The 16,446-nt window shown below is 68.8% G+C and carries 11 protein-coding genes and 1 tRNA gene; all 12 read right to left on the bottom strand.

What is annotated here, in order from left to right; translation table 11 throughout:
* Positions 1-56 precede the first annotated feature (56 nt).
* Positions 57-2,660 (bottom strand): translation initiation factor IF-2, encoded by a 2,604-nt coding sequence (gene infB, locus ABE487_RS08955; protein ID WP_346452082.1) that lies wholly within the window; start codon positions 2,658-2,660, stop codon positions 57-59.
* A gap of 225 nt (positions 2,661-2,885) precedes the next feature.
* On the bottom strand, positions 2,886-4,397 hold the full coding sequence (gene nusA, locus ABE487_RS08950; protein ID WP_346442323.1) for a transcription termination factor NusA: 1,512 nt from the start codon (positions 4,395-4,397) through the stop codon (positions 2,886-2,888).
* A gap of 8 nt (positions 4,398-4,405) precedes the next feature.
* On the bottom strand, positions 4,406-5,029 hold the full coding sequence (gene rimP / locus ABE487_RS08945) for a ribosome maturation factor RimP (protein WP_346452097.1): 624 nt from the start codon (positions 5,027-5,029) through the stop codon (positions 4,406-4,408).
* Between the two features lie 222 nt (positions 5,030-5,251).
* Positions 5,252-5,328, bottom strand: a tRNA-Met gene (locus ABE487_RS08940).
* 98 nt (positions 5,329-5,426) lie between these two features.
* A complete protein-coding gene (locus tag ABE487_RS08935; RefSeq protein ID WP_346452083.1) occupies positions 5,427-6,752 on the bottom strand; it encodes a cupin domain-containing protein in 1,326 nt (441 codons plus the stop codon).
* The gene (locus tag ABE487_RS08930; protein ID WP_346452084.1) at positions 6,749-9,082 is read right to left on the bottom strand and encodes a DUF4135 domain-containing protein; all 2,334 of its coding nucleotides are present in this window, start codon (positions 9,080-9,082) and stop codon (positions 6,749-6,751) included. Before ABE487_RS08930 ends, ABE487_RS08935 begins: the two co-directional genes overlap by 4 nt.
* A gap of 136 nt (positions 9,083-9,218) precedes the next feature.
* A complete protein-coding gene (locus tag ABE487_RS08925; protein ID WP_346447547.1) occupies positions 9,219-10,421 on the bottom strand; it encodes a hypothetical protein in 1,203 nt (400 codons plus the stop codon).
* Positions 10,422-10,489: 68 nt separating this feature from the next.
* A complete protein-coding gene (locus ABE487_RS08920; RefSeq protein ID WP_346447548.1) occupies positions 10,490-10,669 on the bottom strand; it encodes a hypothetical protein in 180 nt (59 codons plus the stop codon).
* A 196-nt stretch (positions 10,670-10,865) separates the two neighbouring features.
* Positions 10,866-11,045, bottom strand: coding sequence for a hypothetical protein (locus ABE487_RS08915; protein WP_346442318.1), 180 nt, complete (start codon positions 11,043-11,045; stop codon positions 10,866-10,868).
* Between the two features lie 320 nt (positions 11,046-11,365).
* Entirely contained in the window at positions 11,366-12,829 is a 1,464-nt protein-coding gene (nuoN, locus tag ABE487_RS08910) for an NADH-quinone oxidoreductase subunit NuoN (protein WP_346442317.1), read from the bottom strand.
* Positions 12,830-12,857: 28 nt separating this feature from the next.
* Positions 12,858-14,369 (bottom strand): NADH-quinone oxidoreductase subunit M, encoded by a 1,512-nt coding sequence (locus tag ABE487_RS08905; RefSeq protein ID WP_346452085.1) that lies wholly within the window; start codon positions 14,367-14,369, stop codon positions 12,858-12,860.
* 13 nt (positions 14,370-14,382) lie between these two features.
* Positions 14,383-16,446, bottom strand: coding sequence for an NADH-quinone oxidoreductase subunit L (gene nuoL / locus ABE487_RS08900; RefSeq protein ID WP_346452086.1), 2,064 nt, complete (start codon positions 16,444-16,446; stop codon positions 14,383-14,385).

Genomic DNA, 16,446 nt, shown 5'->3' with positions numbered 1-16,446 from the left:
CCCGTGACCCGCGTTCGCGGATCACGAATCCCTCATCGCCGATCGGTCGCGGACGCTTACAGCGTCCGCTGCACCTCGATGCGCTCGAAGCACTCGATCTGGTCGCCGGCCTTGACGTCGTTGTAGGCCTTCACGCCGATGCCGCACTCGGTGCCGTTGCGCACCTCGTCGACGTTCTCCTTGAAGCGGCGCAGCGATTCGAGTTCGCCTTCGAACACCACGGTGTTGTCGCGCAGCACACGGATCGGCTTGGAGCGCTTGACCACGCCCTCCACCACCATGCAGCCGGCCACGGCACCGAACTTGGAGCTGCGGAAGACGTCGCGGACCTCGGCGATGCCGATGATCTCTTCGCGGATCTCCATGCCCAGGATGCCGGACGCGACCTGCTTGACCTGGTCGATCACATCGTAGATCACCGAGAAGTAGCGCAGGTCCAGACCGTTGCCTTCGATGACCTTGCGCGCCGAGGCGTCGGCACGGACGTTGAAGCCGATGATCGTCGCCTTCGCCGCCGCGGCCGAGTTGGCATCCGACTCGGTGATGCCGCCCACGCCCGAGACGATGATGTTGACGCGGATCTGATCGTTCGACAGCGCGGTCAGGGCCTGCTTGAGCGCCTCCACCGAGCCCTGCACGTCGGCCTTGACGACCAGGTTGAGCGACAGCTGCTGCTCGGCCTGGCCCATCTGCGCCATGATGTCTTCCATGCGGTTGCCCGCTGCCTGCACAAGACGCGTCTCGCGGCGCTTTGCCTCGCGCTGCTGGGCGACGTCCTTGGCCAGGCGCTCATCGGCGACGACCACGAAATCGTCGCCGGCGTCGGGCACGCCCGACAGGCCGAGCACCTGCACCGGGATCGACGGCCCCGCGGTCTGCACCTGGGTGCCGGTCTCGTCGAACAGCGCACGCACGCGGCCGTACTGCACGCCGCAGACCAGGTAGTCGCCGCGGGCCAGCAGGCCCTGCTGCACGAGCACCGTCGCCACCGGGCCGCGGCCCTTGTCGAGCGAGGACTCGATGACCGTGCCGCTGGCACGGCCTTCGGCGACCGCGCGCAGCTCCAGGATCTCGGCCTGCAGCGAGATCGCATCGAGCAGGTCGTCGACACCGTCACCGGTCTTGGCCGACAGCTCGACCATCTGCGTGTCGCCACCGAAGTCCTCGGCCACGACCTCGTGTTCGAGCAGCTCGTTCTTGACCCGGTTCGGATCGGCATCGGACTTGTCGATCTTGTTGATCGCCACGATCAACGGCACCTTCGCCGCCTTCGCGTGCTTCACCGCCTCGACCGTCTGCGGCATGACGCCGTCGTCGGCCGCGACCACCAGCACCACCAGGTCGGTGAGCTTGGCGCCGCGGGCGCGCATCGAGGTAAACGCCGCATGGCCCGGGGTGTCGAGGAAGCTGATGACGCCCTTGTCGGTTTCGACATGGTAGGCGCCAATGTGCTGGGTGATGCCACCGGCTTCGCCCGAGGCGACCTTGGTGCGCCGGATGTAGTCCAGCAGCGAGGTCTTGCCATGGTCGACGTGGCCCATGATCGTGACCACCGGCGGACGCGCGGCCAGCTCGCCCTGCGACTCGCCGACGTGGGCGATCAGCTCGCTCTCGGCGTCATCGGCATCGGCGCGCACGGCGGTGTGGCCCAGTTCCTCGACCACCAGCACCGCGGTGTCGTGATCGATCGACTGGGTGATCGTCGCCATGACGCCCATCTTGAACAGCGCCTTGACCACGTCGCCGCCCTTCATCGCCAGCTTCTGGGCGAGATCGGCCACGGTGATCGCCTCGCCGATCGCGACTTCGCGCACGACCGGTGCGGTCGGACGCTCGAAGCCGTGCGGACCGGCGCCGCTGCGCGCAGGCGCACTGCCGCGGCGCTGCGGGCCACGGGTCGGCCGGCCGCGCGTGCTGGTGCTGCGGCGCGCCCGGTCGGACGCACTCAGGTGCAACTGTCCGGCGAAGCGCGCGGTGCTGTCGTCGTCCTCGACGCCCGACACCATCGCGTGCGAACCGCGGTTGCCCTTCTTGGCATTGGCGTTGCGGTCGTCGCTGCGCGGCGCCGCCGGCGCCTTGTGCGCATGTGCGTGGCCACCGACCGGCTTGCGGGCGGTCGCGGCCTCGGCGACGTCCGGCGCGGCGGCCGCAGCCGCGGCAGCCTGGCGCAGCCGCTCGGCTTCGGCCTCGGCTTCGCGCTTGCGCTGCTCGGCCTCGTCGGCACGGCGCTTGTCTTCCTCGGCCAGGCGCTGCTGCTCGGAGAGGTTGCGCTGGCGCGATTCCTCGAGCTTGCGCAGGATCTCGGCGCGCTCGCTGTCGGGATCGACCGGCGCCCCGCCATCGGCAGGCCGACTGAGCGTGACCTTCTTGCGCACGACCACGTCGACCGTCTGGCGGTTCTTGCCGCCGCCGACCGTCAGTTCCTGCTTGCGGCTGCGGCTGAGCGTGATCTTCTTCGGCGCGGAGGTTTCCTCGACCGGGGCATCGCCCTTGCCATGGGCGCGCTTGAGGAAGCCGAGCAGCTTGAGCTTCTCGGCACTGGTCACGACCTGATCGGGGTTGCTGAACTGCATGCCCGCCTCGGACAGCTGTTCGAGCAGTTTCTCGACCGGCGTGTTCACCAGTGCGGCCAGCTTACGGATGGTGGTTTGTTGCGACATTCGTGATTCCGATTCCTTGCGCGCCGCCGCAGGGGGCGGCGCAGTGGATTTGTCATTCTAGCGCTGCATGGGGTGCATTCCGAACGCGACCGCCTACCGGGACCGGGCGACTGCAGGCGCGCCCCTCGAAGGAGCCTGCGACCTGCGCCATCACTGCGGCCTTCCCGACGGTCCGACTACGACTTCGGGTCGTCCTGCCCGGCCTTCACACGACCGGGCGGCAGATCACCCCTCCCGTTCCAGACGTGCGATCTCCTCGGCACGCGCGGCCAGGATCAACGCCGCGGCGCGCGCCTCGTCCAGGCCCTCGATGCCGAACTCCAGCACCTCGTCGGCGCCCAGGTCGGAGAGGTCCTCGCTGGTGCGCACGCCGTGGGCGGCGAGCGCAAACGCGGTGTCCTCGTCCATGCCCTCGAGTGCCAGCAGGTCCTGGGCCGGCGCGTTCTCGTCGGCTTCCTCCTCGACCGCGAGCGCGTCGTTGAGCAGGGCGTCGCGGGCGCGCGAGCGCAGCTCTTCGACGATGTCCTCGTCGAAGCCCTCGACGGCGAGCAATTCGCCGACCGGCACGTAGGCGATCTCCTCGACGGTGCCGAAGCCCTCGGACACCAGGATGCCGGCGATTTCCTCGTCGACTTCCAGCTTGTCCATGAACAGCTGGCGCGCGGCGGCCTGCTCGGCTTCCGACTTCGCGGTCACCTGGTCCTGGGTCATCACGTTGAGCTGCCAGCCCGCCAGGCGGCTGGCCAGGCGCACGTTCTGCCCGCCCTTGCCGATCGCCTGCGCCAGCTTGTCCTCGGCGACTGCCAGGTCCATCGAGTGCTTGTCCTCGTCGACGACGATCGACTGCACCTCGGCCGGGGCCATCGCATTGATGACGAACTGCGCCGGGTTGTCGGACCACAGCACGATGTCCACGCGCTCGCCGTTGAGCTCGTTGGACACCGCCTGGACGCGCGAACCGCGCATGCCGATGCACGCGCCGATGGGATCGGTGCGGGTGTCGTAGGCGACGACGGCGATCTTGGCGCGGTCACCCGGATCGCGGGCGCAGGCCTTGATCTCGACCAGGCCCTGGCCGACTTCCGGCACCTCGAGCTTGAACAGCTCCATCATGAATTCGGGCGCGGCGCGGCTGATGAACAGCTGCGGGCCACGGGGCTCGCTGCGCACGTCGTACAGGTAGCCGCGCACCCGGTCGCCGGCGCGCACGACATCGCGCGGAATGGCCTTGTCCTTCTGGATCAGCGCCTCGGCATTGCCGCCCAGGTCGACATAGACATTGCCGCGTTCCACGCGCTTGACCACACCGGTCACCAGCTCGCCGACGCGATCCTTCCACGCATCGACGACCTGCTGGCGCTCGGCCTCGCGCACGCGCTGCACGATCACCTGCTTGGCGGCCTGTGCGGCGATGCGGCCGAAATCGACGTTCTCGATCTGCTCTTCGATGTAGTCGCCGACCTCGACGCCGTCGGCCTCGTCGACCGCGTCCATCAGGCGGATCTGGCGATCGGGCGACTCCATCACCACGTCGTCGGCCACGACCTCCCAGCGGCGGAAGGTCTCGTAGCTGCCGTCCTTGGGATCGATCGCCACGCGGGTCAGCACGTCCTGATCGACATAGCGCTTCTTGGCCGCCGTGGCCAGCGCGGCCTCGATGGCCTCCAGGATCACGGTCTCGGGGACGCCTTTTTCGCTGGCGACCGCATCGACGACCAGCAACAGTTCCTTGCTCATCTTTTCATTCACTCCGCACCGGCCGGCTTGCGCGGCCGCTTGTTGTCACGTGGTGTGTTGTCAGCGTTGCGGGCCGCGCCGGCGGCGCGGCCCTTCTTGTCCTTCGACGGCGCCAGGCCCAGCGCGGCCCAATCGGGGACCAGCCGCGCCTTGTCGATGTTGTCGATGCGCACCGTCAGCGGCGTACCGTCGACGTCGAACGTGATGGTCTCGCCGTCGACCGCGTCGATGCGGCCGGTCAGGCGGCGGCGCCCGTCCTGCGGCAGCTTCAGACCGACCTTCGCGGTCTGGCCGGCGAAGCGCGCGAAATGCGCGGCCTCGAACAGCGGCCGGTCGACGCCGGGCGAGGACACCTCGAGCGTGTAGTTGCCGCTGATCGGATCTTCGACGTCGAGCTGCGCGGACACTTCGCGGCTGACCGCCTCGCAGTGCTCGATGGTCACGCCCTGCCCGGCCTCGCCGTCGGTCGCGTCGCCTTCGGCGGCGTCCGTATCGGTGGCCGGCAGATCGATATACAGCCGCACCAGTGCGCCACCGGGCGCAGGCAGGTACTCGATGCCCAGCAGTTCGAGGCCGAGGGATTCGACCGTCGCCGCCAGCATCGTCTTGAGTTGTGTCGCCTTGTCCGCCACTCGTCCCTCGCGTTGTCCGGTACCGCGTCCGATCGCCTGCACGTCGACGACCTGCCGACGCGCGCGTCGGTTTTTGCGGTCGTGGAAAACGACAAGGGGCCCGACGGGCCCCTTGTCCGATACCACTGGATGTCGGCGCCGAAGCGAAGCAGGAGCTTCGGCAAGCCCAGACTTTTCGCTTCCGGGCGCTTTGCGGACACCCATCGAACAACGCGAAAAATTTGGTAGCGGGGGCAGGATTTGAACCTGCGACCTTCGGGTTATGAGCCCGACGAGCTGCCAGACTGCTCCACCCCGCATCAGGAGTGCGATTATGAAGCGAGCGGTGCGGAATTGCAAGCCAGAACACCCTGGCACATCCCGCTTCGCATCGCTCGATCGTGTGCCGGTGGCCGGATCACGAAAGACCGCGCCGGCATGATACCGCATGCGCATCGGCGCCGCCATCGCGCGTCGACGCCGATGCCGATGCAGGGACCAGCGCGCGCGTGGACACCAGCCATTCGAGCAATGCTCGCGCCTGCGTTTGCTGCAGCGTCACGCCGGTCGCCGATGCCTCGGGCGCGGTGCCGGCGAAGGGCGCGAGCAGTTCGGCGACGCCGACGCCCGCCCCCGAATCGAAGCGGCGCAGCAGCGCCGCAGCCCTGTCGTCGAAGCCCTCGACGCGGCGCACATGGCCGGCTGCGCCGCACAGCGCACTGTCGCCGTCGTGCATCCAGGCGAGTGGAAACGACGGGTCGGCGAGCCGCCATCGCCCCTGCGCATGCAATGGCGCCACAGGCGACGCCGGGGGTGGCGGCACGAAGCCGCCGCCCGTGCGCAACGCCAGATAGCCGGCCGAGGCGGCGCTGCGCAGCGCCGCCGGCGTGGCCAGGCGCCGGACCGTCGCCAATGCCCCAGCGACCTGGTCGGCCGCCCCCGCGTCGTCTCCGCACGCATCGCCTGCAGCGGCGGCCTGCGCATCCACCGCATCGGCCGCACGCACGATCGCATCGAAGTCGTAGAGCAGCGCATGACCGTCACGCGGGATCCCCACGTTGACACTGGTCGCCACCTCGACGCCGAGGGTTTCGCCGACGTGGTAGTACGCCGCGGGCCAGTAGAGCAGATCGCCCGGCCCGACATCGATCGCGAAGGAGTCGGCCAGATGCTCGGCGTAATCGACCCGCGTCGCCACCGCGTCCTGCCAGGGCCGCGTGGGCCAGAACCGCATGCGCTTGCGCCCCTGCAGCACGAATACGAAGGTCGCGAACCGGTCCTTGTGCACCCCCACCGGCGTGCGTTCGTAGTTACCGTGGAACAGCGTGGTGATCGCCCCGGTCGACGGTAACCCGACCTGCGCGAACAGGCCCTGGAAAAAACGCCGCCCGCCCTCCCAGATACGCCGATCGTGTCGGTGGAACTCGTTGACGATCAGCGCATAGCTGCGCCCGCCGCCCTCGCGCAGTATCCGCTGCGCGTAACGTTCGAACGTGGCGTCCTCGTGGCGCGGCAACCAGGCACCGGGCTGCCGCCGCTGGCGATCGTCGAGCACGAACCGGCAGGCCTGCTCGTCGCCGTTGGCCGTGCGCGCGGCTGACGCCGCTGCCGCCAGTGCCGCGTCCAACGGATACGGCGCCGCGCCATGGCGCCGGAACACCACCGGCCGGTGGTCCCAACACGTCGCAACGAACTGCGCCCAGTCGATCGGTCCCTGCGCTTGCAGGTAGGGCATGGCCTTCATTCCCCTCCTCCCCCGTAGACACGTTCCAGCAGCGCCCGATACTCGGCCAGGGGCGGCAGGCCCATCTGTCGCCGCCACGTATCGACCTGCGTCGGCGACTGGAGCGGATACGGCACCAGCCGCCCCCGTCGCCGCCTGAACTTCGTCCCGTAGCGTTGCCTGCGGCCCGCGTTCACGCAGACCGCGTCGGTCAAGTAGGCGAGGTGGCGCAGCGGCACGTCCCCTTCGGCCGCAGCGGCCTGCACCAGCGCCAGGCATCGTCGCTGCAGCGTCGCGCCACGGCGATCGGCATGCTGGGCGAGTGTCACCGCGGCCTCGCAGGCACGGGGGCCGACCCGGGCCACCGTGGGCCAGCCGTGTGCGTCGAGCACGGACTCGAGCCAGGCCAGCGCGGTCTGCGTCAGTGCCCGCAGGCGCGCAGCGGTCTCGCGATCCCGGAAACCGTCGGCCGCCCATTGCCGACGCAGCGCGCCGTCGAGTCGCTGAATCGCCAGCAGCCGCCGGCCTATCGCGCGTAGGCGCGGCGGACCGGCAGGCAACGGCAGCGCCTGCACCTCGATCCGCTGGCGATTCCAGCGGTAGGCCACCCGGCAACCGGCCTGGGCCCAGTCGAAATGCACGCTGCCGGCCTGGGTGCTGCGGATACGCAGGTCCACGCCAAGCGCTGGGTCGCGCAGCCGCCAGCCGGCGCCGTCGCGCCATGCGTCGGGCGCATCGCGCGCCAATTCTGGAAAGGCGTGCGCGACAGCATCTTGGATCAACGTCGCCAGATCGACGAAATCGAGCTCGCGTGCCAGCAGCCCGTCCAGGTCGGGCAACAGCGACGGCACCTCGACCGACAACGGCCCGACCCGCCGCGCGCGTGCGAACGACGGCGCCGCCAGCGCGCGCGGGGCGCCGCCGTCGAGGGGCGCGAAGAAGTACGGCACGTCGCCGCGCGCCAACTGCGCGCGCTCCTCCTCACACAACGGCACGCCCGCGTCCGCGCGCTCCCCGCCGTCGGCGCCGCGCTCGAGTGCGCGCGCATAGGTCGACGTGAGTTTGGGCAAGACGCGGACCCGGCCGCCGCGCAGCGAGGCGCGCAGGCGCGCGTGCAGCGCCTGGCGATGCTGCAGCAGGCAGGTCCACGTGTCGAACATGCCGCGCAGCATCGCCGGCAGTTGGCGCGCCGGCCCGAGGTTGCCGACGGCATCGGCCACCGCGGCACGGGTCTCACGGCGCGCCCAGGCAGCCACCGTGCGCCGCAACTGCAACGTCCTGCCCGGGGCGGAGAAGAATGCTACGGCCGGCCCTTCGACGTCGTCGGGCCGCAGTTTCGACGCAAACGCCGGATGGCCCCCGCAACGGTGCGCGGGCGAGGCGACCAATCCGGTGCCGGTCATTCGCTGCATCCGGCACCCGAACACTTCCAGATCGACGACGTGCGGCATGGGATCGCGCGCACCCGACCGCACTCCGCACAACACGTTGCTCTCGCCCAGGTCGGTCGCGCCGACCACGTGACAGGCCACGCCCAAGGCACCGGCCGAGCGCCAATACGCGCGCACTGCAGGTGGCGACAACCGCGCCCCCTCGATCGCCGGACGCGCCTGCGGGTCCAACATGCCCCAGTCTCGTGGCCGCTCCACCCAGTCCTGCCAACTGTAGGTCCAGCGATCGCGGCCGACGCCGCGCCACACGCGCAACGTGGGCAGGCGGATCGGACCGGACACCGGCGCCAGACCATTGAGCCAGGCGAAGATCGACACGCGCCCGTCGACCGGCGCGTCCGCCAGGAAGATCCGCTCGCCATCGACCGGCCTGGGTTTGTAGGCGATGCGGGTGCCATTGCGCAGGCGCAGACACAGCACCCGCTGGCCGCCATTGTGGGTTTCCGAGGGGCTGGCCCACAGCCCGACGACGGGGCCACGCACTGCATCGCCGAAGACCCCGGCCTGCAGGTCGCGGCGCAGGCGCGCAATAAACCGCATGAGGAAGGTCCGGAACAGGCGACAGCGCTCGGCGACCTCGTCACGATGACCGGCACCGCCGATGGCGCAACGGACGAAGGCCTCGCTGACCAACGGCGCAAACAAGGCCGCATTGCCGAGGCCGAGCACGCGAACGCCGAACAGGTCGGCATGCGCCCGTCCCAATGCCCGGCACCAGGGACCCAGCGTCTCGAGCATCTCGACGAATGCCGCGAACTCGGGCCGCGCCAGCACCACCGCCAGCGATCGCGCATCATCGCCCCCCCGCAACGTGCGCAGCGGTTCGATCCGTCCGTCGGCGCGATGACACGCGACCGGCGGCAACAGCGCCCCCCCATCGCCGCGAGCGATCCTGCGCACGAGGGCCCGGGTCTGGGGCGGTAGTCGGACCGGGCGCGCCGACCGTGGCAGCGATACCAGTGCGTCCTGCAGCGCGGGGCGATCGAGCGCGTCCCGAATGCGCCCGGCGCGCGCCCCCGTCCGGCCGGCCAAAGCCTCAGGGCTCCCCGTCGCGATGGCCGACGGCCGCCGGGACATCCGGCACGACGCCACGCACGCTCTGGAGTTGCGCCAGCACGGCGCGCAGCGCGGGATCGGCGCCGCAGAGCGCGTCGACCGTCCAGGCGCCACCGCCGGCAAGCGTCATCCGCAATGCGCGACTGGCTGGCGTGTCGTCGACGGCCAGCGTGTGGCCATTGACCGCCCACAGCCGCACCCCCTCGCCGGCCGGGATCTCGAGAATCCGCGCGCCAGGCACCGTGCGAACACGATCTGCCGACGCCAGTGCGGGGAGCGCCAGGCGACCGGGCACCGGTTCGAGTGCGCACGCACTGGCCCGAGCGAGTCGATGCACACGGTCGGCCAGGTCGGCCGACGCGCCGGCCACCCATGCGCCCAGCGCATCTGCGTTGCGCGCGAGCGCGGCCGGCAACTCGAGCGCGCCGTCGACGCCCGTGCCGCGGACCGGCAGCGACGGCACGGCGTCCCCGTCAGGGCGTTCTGTCGGCAGCAGGGAAGCGAACAGATCGAGCAGTTCGCGAGTCGCGCCGACGCGATGCCGGGGTATGCCCAAACGAAGCGCGACGCAGCTCCCGTCGCCGGTCTCCTGCCAAGCCTCGCCGCACGGGCGATACAGCAGCGCGCCGGCACCCGCGGCCGCGACTGGGTGGCCGCTGCGCGCGCAGGTCAACGCGACCTGCCCCGACAACGGAAAGATCAGCGCCGCGTCCCGATGCGCGGCCGCCTCCCGTCGATACCGGCCCAGCAGCAAGTGCGCCACGATCGGCCGTGCGGGGCAGCCGAGATGCGCACACCAGGCCCACAGGAAGTTTCGGACCCGCCTCCATGCCGCGGCATCGGCGATCAGCGGCGCCTCGATCTCCAGCGACACCGGGTCGTCCGGCGCCCAGGCCTGCAACCGACGCAGATACCCCTCGCCCGACCGGTCCCGCTCGTCGGGCAACAGCGCGCCCGGCGCGCGGATCTCGGCCTCGCCAACGAACAAGCGCACTGCGGGCAGCGTGAAAAAGCGGATGCCGGAGCGCGATGGCCCGCAGATCGCGACCGCCAGGCGATACGCCGCGGCGGCCGACCAGGGCGCGACCGCGCGAAACAAGCCCGGCGCCTCGCTGCGATGACACAACGCCAGACGATTCCAGTCCAGTTGGGCGGGCTGCGCCTGCGCTGCTGCCGTGTCCATGGCCGATGCCTTCCGATCCGCAAGAGCCGCACCCGGCGGGCGTCGCCAGCCGGGTGCGGCGGCTGCGCTCAGACGCAGTAGATCGTGCGCGAACAGGTCGCCTGCGGCGCGACGCCCGCGTTGTCGAGGGCGGTGCCCTTGGGCGCCGACTTCTGCATCTGCCCGATCAGATGGTCGAGTGTCGACTTCGCATCGCCTGCCCGATCGTGGGCGGCGCCCCGCTCCTTGCTTGCGCTGACCTTGTGCATGCTCGTCTCCTTCGCTGTTGGGATGAGGTCCGCCCGCCGTCTTTGACGGGCCACCATCGAGATCGCGCGCGCCCACGGCACGACGCAAATGAATGCGATGGCCGCGAGCCCGCGCCATGGCCGGCGTCACATCGCCTGGGCCAGCGTGCTTGGCAACACCCGCCCCAGACCGCCGGCTCGACGCGGCGACAGGCGCCTAGAAGCAGTAGATCGTCCGGAAACAGGTCGACTGCGGTGCGATACCCGCGTTGTCGAGTGCGGTCCCCTTCGGCGCCTGCTTCTGCATCTGCCCGATCAGCCGATCGAGGTTGGTCCTCGCATCGACGGCCGGATTGCAACGAGTCCCCTGATCCTTGCTTGCCTTGACCTTGTCCATGATCGTCTCCTGTGCTCGGTTGGGTGACATCCCGGGGCGTTCTTGCGATCACCGGCGGATCCGGCGAGTCGCGTCGCACCGGCCCGCCGTCCTCGACGGGCGGTTCCGGAGTAGCACGCCACAGCGGAGCCATGCAAATGAATGCACCGCACACAAGCGCGAGCCATGACAGCGGTCACACCCTGGACTCGCCGGCATCACCCAGATGCCAGTCTCCGATGGCCCCCACGCGAACAGGCGTACAAACGACGCCGGCCGGGTCGAAGACCCGGCCGGCGTTGGTGACATCGAGGGTCAGCGCGACTGCGCGCGGCCCTGGGTCAGGCGAACGCCTGCTGGCACCAGGCCATCAGCGGGCTCCAGAACAGCCCCAGGCCCAGTAGCGCCAGCGCATTGACCGCGAACACGATGCGCAGCAGCTGGCCCGGGCGCTGCGCGACCGGCGCGGCGTTGGGCGCATCGAAGTACATGACCTTGATCACGCGCAGGTAGTAGAACGCGCCGATGACCGCGAACACGATGCCGACGATCGCCAGCCACAGCAGGTCGCCTTCCAGCGCGCCCTGCAGCACGACCAGCTTGGCCCAGAAGCCGAGGAACGGCGGCACGCCGGCGAGCGAGGCCATGATGCACAGCACCAGGCCGGCCATCCACGGGCTGCGCTGGTTCAGGCCCTTGTAGTCCTCGATCCGCTCGGCCTCGAAGCCGGCGCGCGAGAGCATGACGATCGCGCCGAACGAGGCCACCGACATGATCGCGTAGCTGATCGCATAGAACATCGCCGCCGCATGTCCGGTCTCGCCACCGCCGGCCAGGCCGAGGAACAGGAAGCCGACGTGCGAGATCGTCGAGTAGGCGAGCATGCGCTTGAGGTTGGTCTGCGCGATCGCGAACAGGTTGCCGACCGCCAGCGACAGCGCCGCGAGCAGCGCCAGCAGCAGCTGCGACTGGTCGTGCACCTGGCCCAGCGCGGTGTCGAGCAGGCGCCAGGCCATGCCGAACGCAGCCAACTTGGGCACCGAGCTGATGAACGCGACGATCGGGGTCGGCGCACCGTGGTAGGTGTCGGGCAGCCACATGTGGAACGGCGCGGCGCCGAACTTGAACGCGATGCCCACCAACACGAAGACCATGCCGGTCAGCAGCAGCACGCGCCCCTCGCCCACCAGCCCACCGACCGCCTGGTCGATGCCGGGCAGCGACAGCGTGCCGGTCGCACCGTAGATCAGCGACATGCCGAACAGCAGCATGCCCGAGGCCAGTGCGCCGAGGACGAAGTACTTCATCGCCGCTTCCGACGACAATGGGTTGTCGCGGTCGCAGGCCACCAGCGCATACGAGCACAGCGCCAGCAGTTCCAGGCCGACATAGACCATCGTCATGTTGTTGGCCGAGACCAGCAGCATCATGCCGGCACTGGTGAACAGGAACAGCACCGGGATCTCGCCCTGGTACAGGCCCCGCTCGCGCAGGTACGGCCATGCGTAGCCCAGCGCGATCGCGCCGACGATCAGACCGGCGACCTTGAGCACATCGGCGCCGGCATCGCGGACGAACATGTCGGCCAGGATGGTGCCGTGACCGCCGACGCCGGCGGCGATCAGTGCGGCCGCGCCGAGCATCGTGGCCACTGCCAGCGCATGGGTGACGATGCGGCGGCGCGGGTCGAGGAACAGGTCGAGCATCAGCAGCGCGAACGCGCCCAGGATCACGACGAGCTCGGGCACGATCGGGCCGAGCTCGGCCAGCGTGCGGACGGGGGGCGTCATCGGAGCGGAAATCATCGCGGCACGGCTCTCATTGAATATGGACTCACAGCTTGCTGGCGGCGATCACATTCGCCAGTTGCGCGATGGACGGCTCCATCAGGTCGGTCAGCGGCTTGGGATAGACACCGATCAGCAGCGTGCCCGCAGCAAACACGCCCAGCACCAGCGCCTCGCGGCCGTTGATGTCCTTGAGCGCGGCGACGTGCGCATTGGCGACTTCGCCGTAGAGCACCCGCTTGACCAGCCACAGCGTGTACGCAGCGCCGATGATCAGCGTCATCGCCGCGAAGAAGCCGATCAGCGGATGGTTCTGGAACGCGGCCAGGATCACCATGAACTCGCCGACGAAGCCCGACGTGCCCGGCAAACCGGAGTTGGCCATCGCGAACAGCACGTAGAACGCCGCGAACCAGGGCATCACATTGGCGACGCCGCCGTAGTCCTTGATCATGCGCGTGTGCATGCGGTCGTACAGGATGCCGATGCACGAGAACATCGCACCGGACACGAAACCGTGCGAGACCATCTGCACCATCGCGCCCTGCAGGCCCAGACGGGCCGCATCGCCGGCGTCGACGTCGCGCACCAGCGCAAACGCGATGAACACGCCCAGGGTGACGAAGCCCATGTGCGAGACCGACGAGTACGCCACCAGCTTCTTCATGTCCTGCTGGACCAGCGCGACCAGGCCGACGTAGACCACCGCGATCAGCGACAGTGCGATCACCAGCCACGCCCACTCGTGGCCCGCATCGGGGGTGATCGGCAGGTTGAAGCGCAGGAAGCCGTAGCCGCCGATCTTGAGCATGATCGCCGCCAGGATCACCGAGCCGCCGGTCGGCGCCTCGACGTGCGCATCGGGCAGCCAGGTGTGCACCGGGAACATCGGCACCTTGACCGCAAACGCGGCGAGGAACGCGAAGAACAGCCAAGTCTGCTCGGTCGCCGACAGCCGCACCGCGTACAGGTCGGGCAGCTGCCAGCTGCCGGCCTGCAGATACAGGTAGATCAGCCCGACCAGCATGAACACCGAGCCGAGGAACGTGTAGAGGAAGAACTTGACCGAGGCGTAAACACGCCGCGGACCGCCCCACACGCCGATGATGATGAACATCGGGATCAGCATCGCCTCGAAGAACACGTAGAACAGCATCACGTCCACGGCGCAGAACACGCCGATCATCATGCCTTCGAGGATCAGCATGGCGGCGTAGTACTGGTGCACGCGCTTGCTCACCGACGTCCAGGCGCCGATCAGCACCAGCGCGGTGGTCAGCGTGGTCAGGATGATCAGCGCCACCGAGATGCCGTCCGCGCCCAGGTGGTACTCGATGTCCAGCGACGGGATCCACTCGCGGCGCTCGAGGAACTGCATCCCCGCATTCGCGTAATCGAAGCCGGTGAACAGCGGCAGGCTGAGCACGAACACCGCCACGGCGACCGCGAGCGACACCCAACGCACGGCATCGGCGCGGCGATCGCCCAATGCGAGCACGCAGGCGCCGCCGAGGATCGGCAGCCAGATCAATAGACTGAGAAGAGGCCAGTTCGACACGTGGGTATTTCCGTCAGCGCCAGTACTTGATGAGGACGGCCAGGAGCACGATCAGGCCGACGATCATCGCGAATGCGTAGTGGTAGAGAGCGCCGGACTGCAGCCGGCGGACGAGGCCCGAGACCAGGTCGACGACGCGCGCCGAGCCGTTCACGAACAGGCCGTCGATGACCTTGGTGTCGAACACGCGCGACAGCTTGCCCAGCGCGACGCCGCCGCCGGCAAAGCCGCCGATCCACAGGTCGTCGGCGAAGTACTTGCGCTCCAGCACCCGGATCGGCAGCGCAAACACGCGCGCGGCCTTGGCCGGCAGCTCCGGCTTCCACCAGTACATCACCGTGGCAAGCAGGAAGCCGGCCACGACCAGCCAGAACGCCGGTGCAACGAAGCCGTGCAGCGCGAAGCCGACCGGGCCATGCCACAGATCTTCCTTCAGCGCCGCCAGCACGTCGTTGGACGCCAGCACGTGGATCACGCCATCGAAGAACCCGGCACCTGCATGGTGGCCGCTCCAATCGGTGCCGAAGAGCATCGGCCCTGCGGTGAAGTAACCGATCAGGATCGACGGGATCGCCAGCAGGATCAGCGGCAGCGTCACCACCCACGGCGACTCGTGCGGCTCGTGTGCGCCATGGCCGTGATGACCATGGTCATCGTGCGCATCGTGCGCATCGGAGGCGTGCACGTCGCGGAAACGCTCCTTGCCGAAATAGGTCATGTACAGCAGGCGGAAGCTGTAGAACGAGGTCACGAACGCACCCAGCAGCACCGACCAGTACGCGTACTGGTACACCCAGCCGCCGTCGCCGGCATGCTTGGCCGCCTCGATGATCGTGTCCTTGGAGTAGAAGCCGCTGAAGAACGGCGTGCCCACCAGCGCCAGCGTGCCGATGACGCTGGTCCAGAACGTGATCGGCATGTACTTGCGCAGGCCGCCCATCTTGCGCATGTCCTGCTCGTGGTGCATGCCGATGATCACCGAGCCGGCGGCCAGGAACAGCAGCGCCTTGAAGAACGCGTGCGTCATCAGGTGGAACACCGCGGCCGAATACGCCGACACGCCCAACGCCACCGTCATGTAGCCAAGCTGCGAGAGCGTGGAGTACGCGACCACGCGCTTGATGTCGTTCTGCACGATGCCGATCAGGCCGGTGAAGAACGCGGTGGTCGCACCGATGAACAGGATGAACTGCAGCGCGGTCTCCGACAGTTCGAACAGCGGCGACATGCGCGCCACCATGAAGATGCCGGCGGTGACCATCGTCGCGGCGTGGATCAGCGCCGAGATCGGGGTCGGGCCTTCCATCGAGTCGGGCAGCCACACGTGCAGCGGGACCTGGGCCGACTTGCCCATCGCACCGATGAATAGGCAGATGCAGACCAGCGTGGCCACCGACCACTCGAAGCCGCCGATGATCTCGACCGTCTGCCCGCCGCCGATCGTGGTGTCGGCGGCTGCGAACACGGTCGCGTAGTCGAGGCTGCCGAACCAGTACAGCACGCCGGCGATCCCGAGCAGGAAGCCGAAGTCGCCCACGCGGTTGACCAGAAACGCCTTCATGTTGGCGAACACCGCGCTGGGCTTCTTGAACCAGAAGCCGATCAGCAGGTACGACACCAGGCCCACCGCCTCCCAGCCGAAGAACAGCTGCAGGAAGTTGTTGCCCATCACCAGCATCAGCATCGAGAAGGTGAACAGCGAGATGTAGCTGAAGAACCGCTGGTAGCCGGGGTCCTCGGCCATGTAGCCGATCGTGTACAGATGCACGAGCAGCGACACGAAGGTCACCACCACCATCATCATCGCCGTCAGGTTGTCGACCAGGAAGCCGACATGCGCCGAATAGTTGGCGACCTCGAAGAACGTGTAGACGTTCTCGTTGAACGGTGCGGCGCCCTGCAGCAGCTGCCACAGCGTGTAGACCGACAGCGCACAGCTGACCGCGACACCGGCGATCGTCGCCACGTGCGCGCCGACGCGCCCGACCTGGCGTCCGAACAGGCCGGCGATGACCGACCCCAGCAGCGGGGCCAGGACGATCGCGACCAGGATGCTCTTTGAAATCGTGTACTCCAT

It is taken from the genome of Luteimonas sp. TWI596, from assembly GCF_039674105.1.
GTDB lineage: Bacteria > Pseudomonadota > Gammaproteobacteria > Xanthomonadales > Xanthomonadaceae > Luteimonas.
The sequence above is the reverse complement of the archived record's forward strand: the minus strand, read 5'-3'. Positions and strand labels throughout refer to the sequence as shown.

Coding starts and splice junctions, on each gene's coding strand:
- infB (WP_346452082.1), bottom strand. CDS start 2,660: ATGTCGCAACAAACCACCATCCGTAAGCTGGCCGCACTGGTGAACACG.
- nusA (WP_346442323.1), bottom strand. CDS start 4,397: ATGAGCAAGGAACTGTTGCTGGTCGTCGATGCGGTCGCCAGCGAAAAA.
- ABE487_RS08935 (WP_346452083.1), bottom strand. CDS start 6,752: ATGAAGGCCATGCCCTACCTGCAAGCGCAGGGACCGATCGACTGGGCG.
- ABE487_RS08925 (WP_346447547.1), bottom strand. CDS start 10,421: ATGGACACGGCAGCAGCGCAGGCGCAGCCCGCCCAACTGGACTGGAAT.
- ABE487_RS08920 (WP_346447548.1), bottom strand. CDS start 10,669: ATGCACAAGGTCAGCGCAAGCAAGGAGCGGGGCGCCGCCCACGATCGG.
- ABE487_RS08915 (WP_346442318.1), bottom strand. CDS start 11,045: ATGGACAAGGTCAAGGCAAGCAAGGATCAGGGGACTCGTTGCAATCCG.
- nuoN (WP_346442317.1), bottom strand. CDS start 12,829: ATGATTTCCGCTCCGATGACGCCCCCCGTCCGCACGCTGGCCGAGCTC.
- nuoL (WP_346452086.1), bottom strand. CDS start 16,446: ATGGAGTACACGATTTCAAAGAGCATCCTGGTCGCGATCGTCCTGGCC.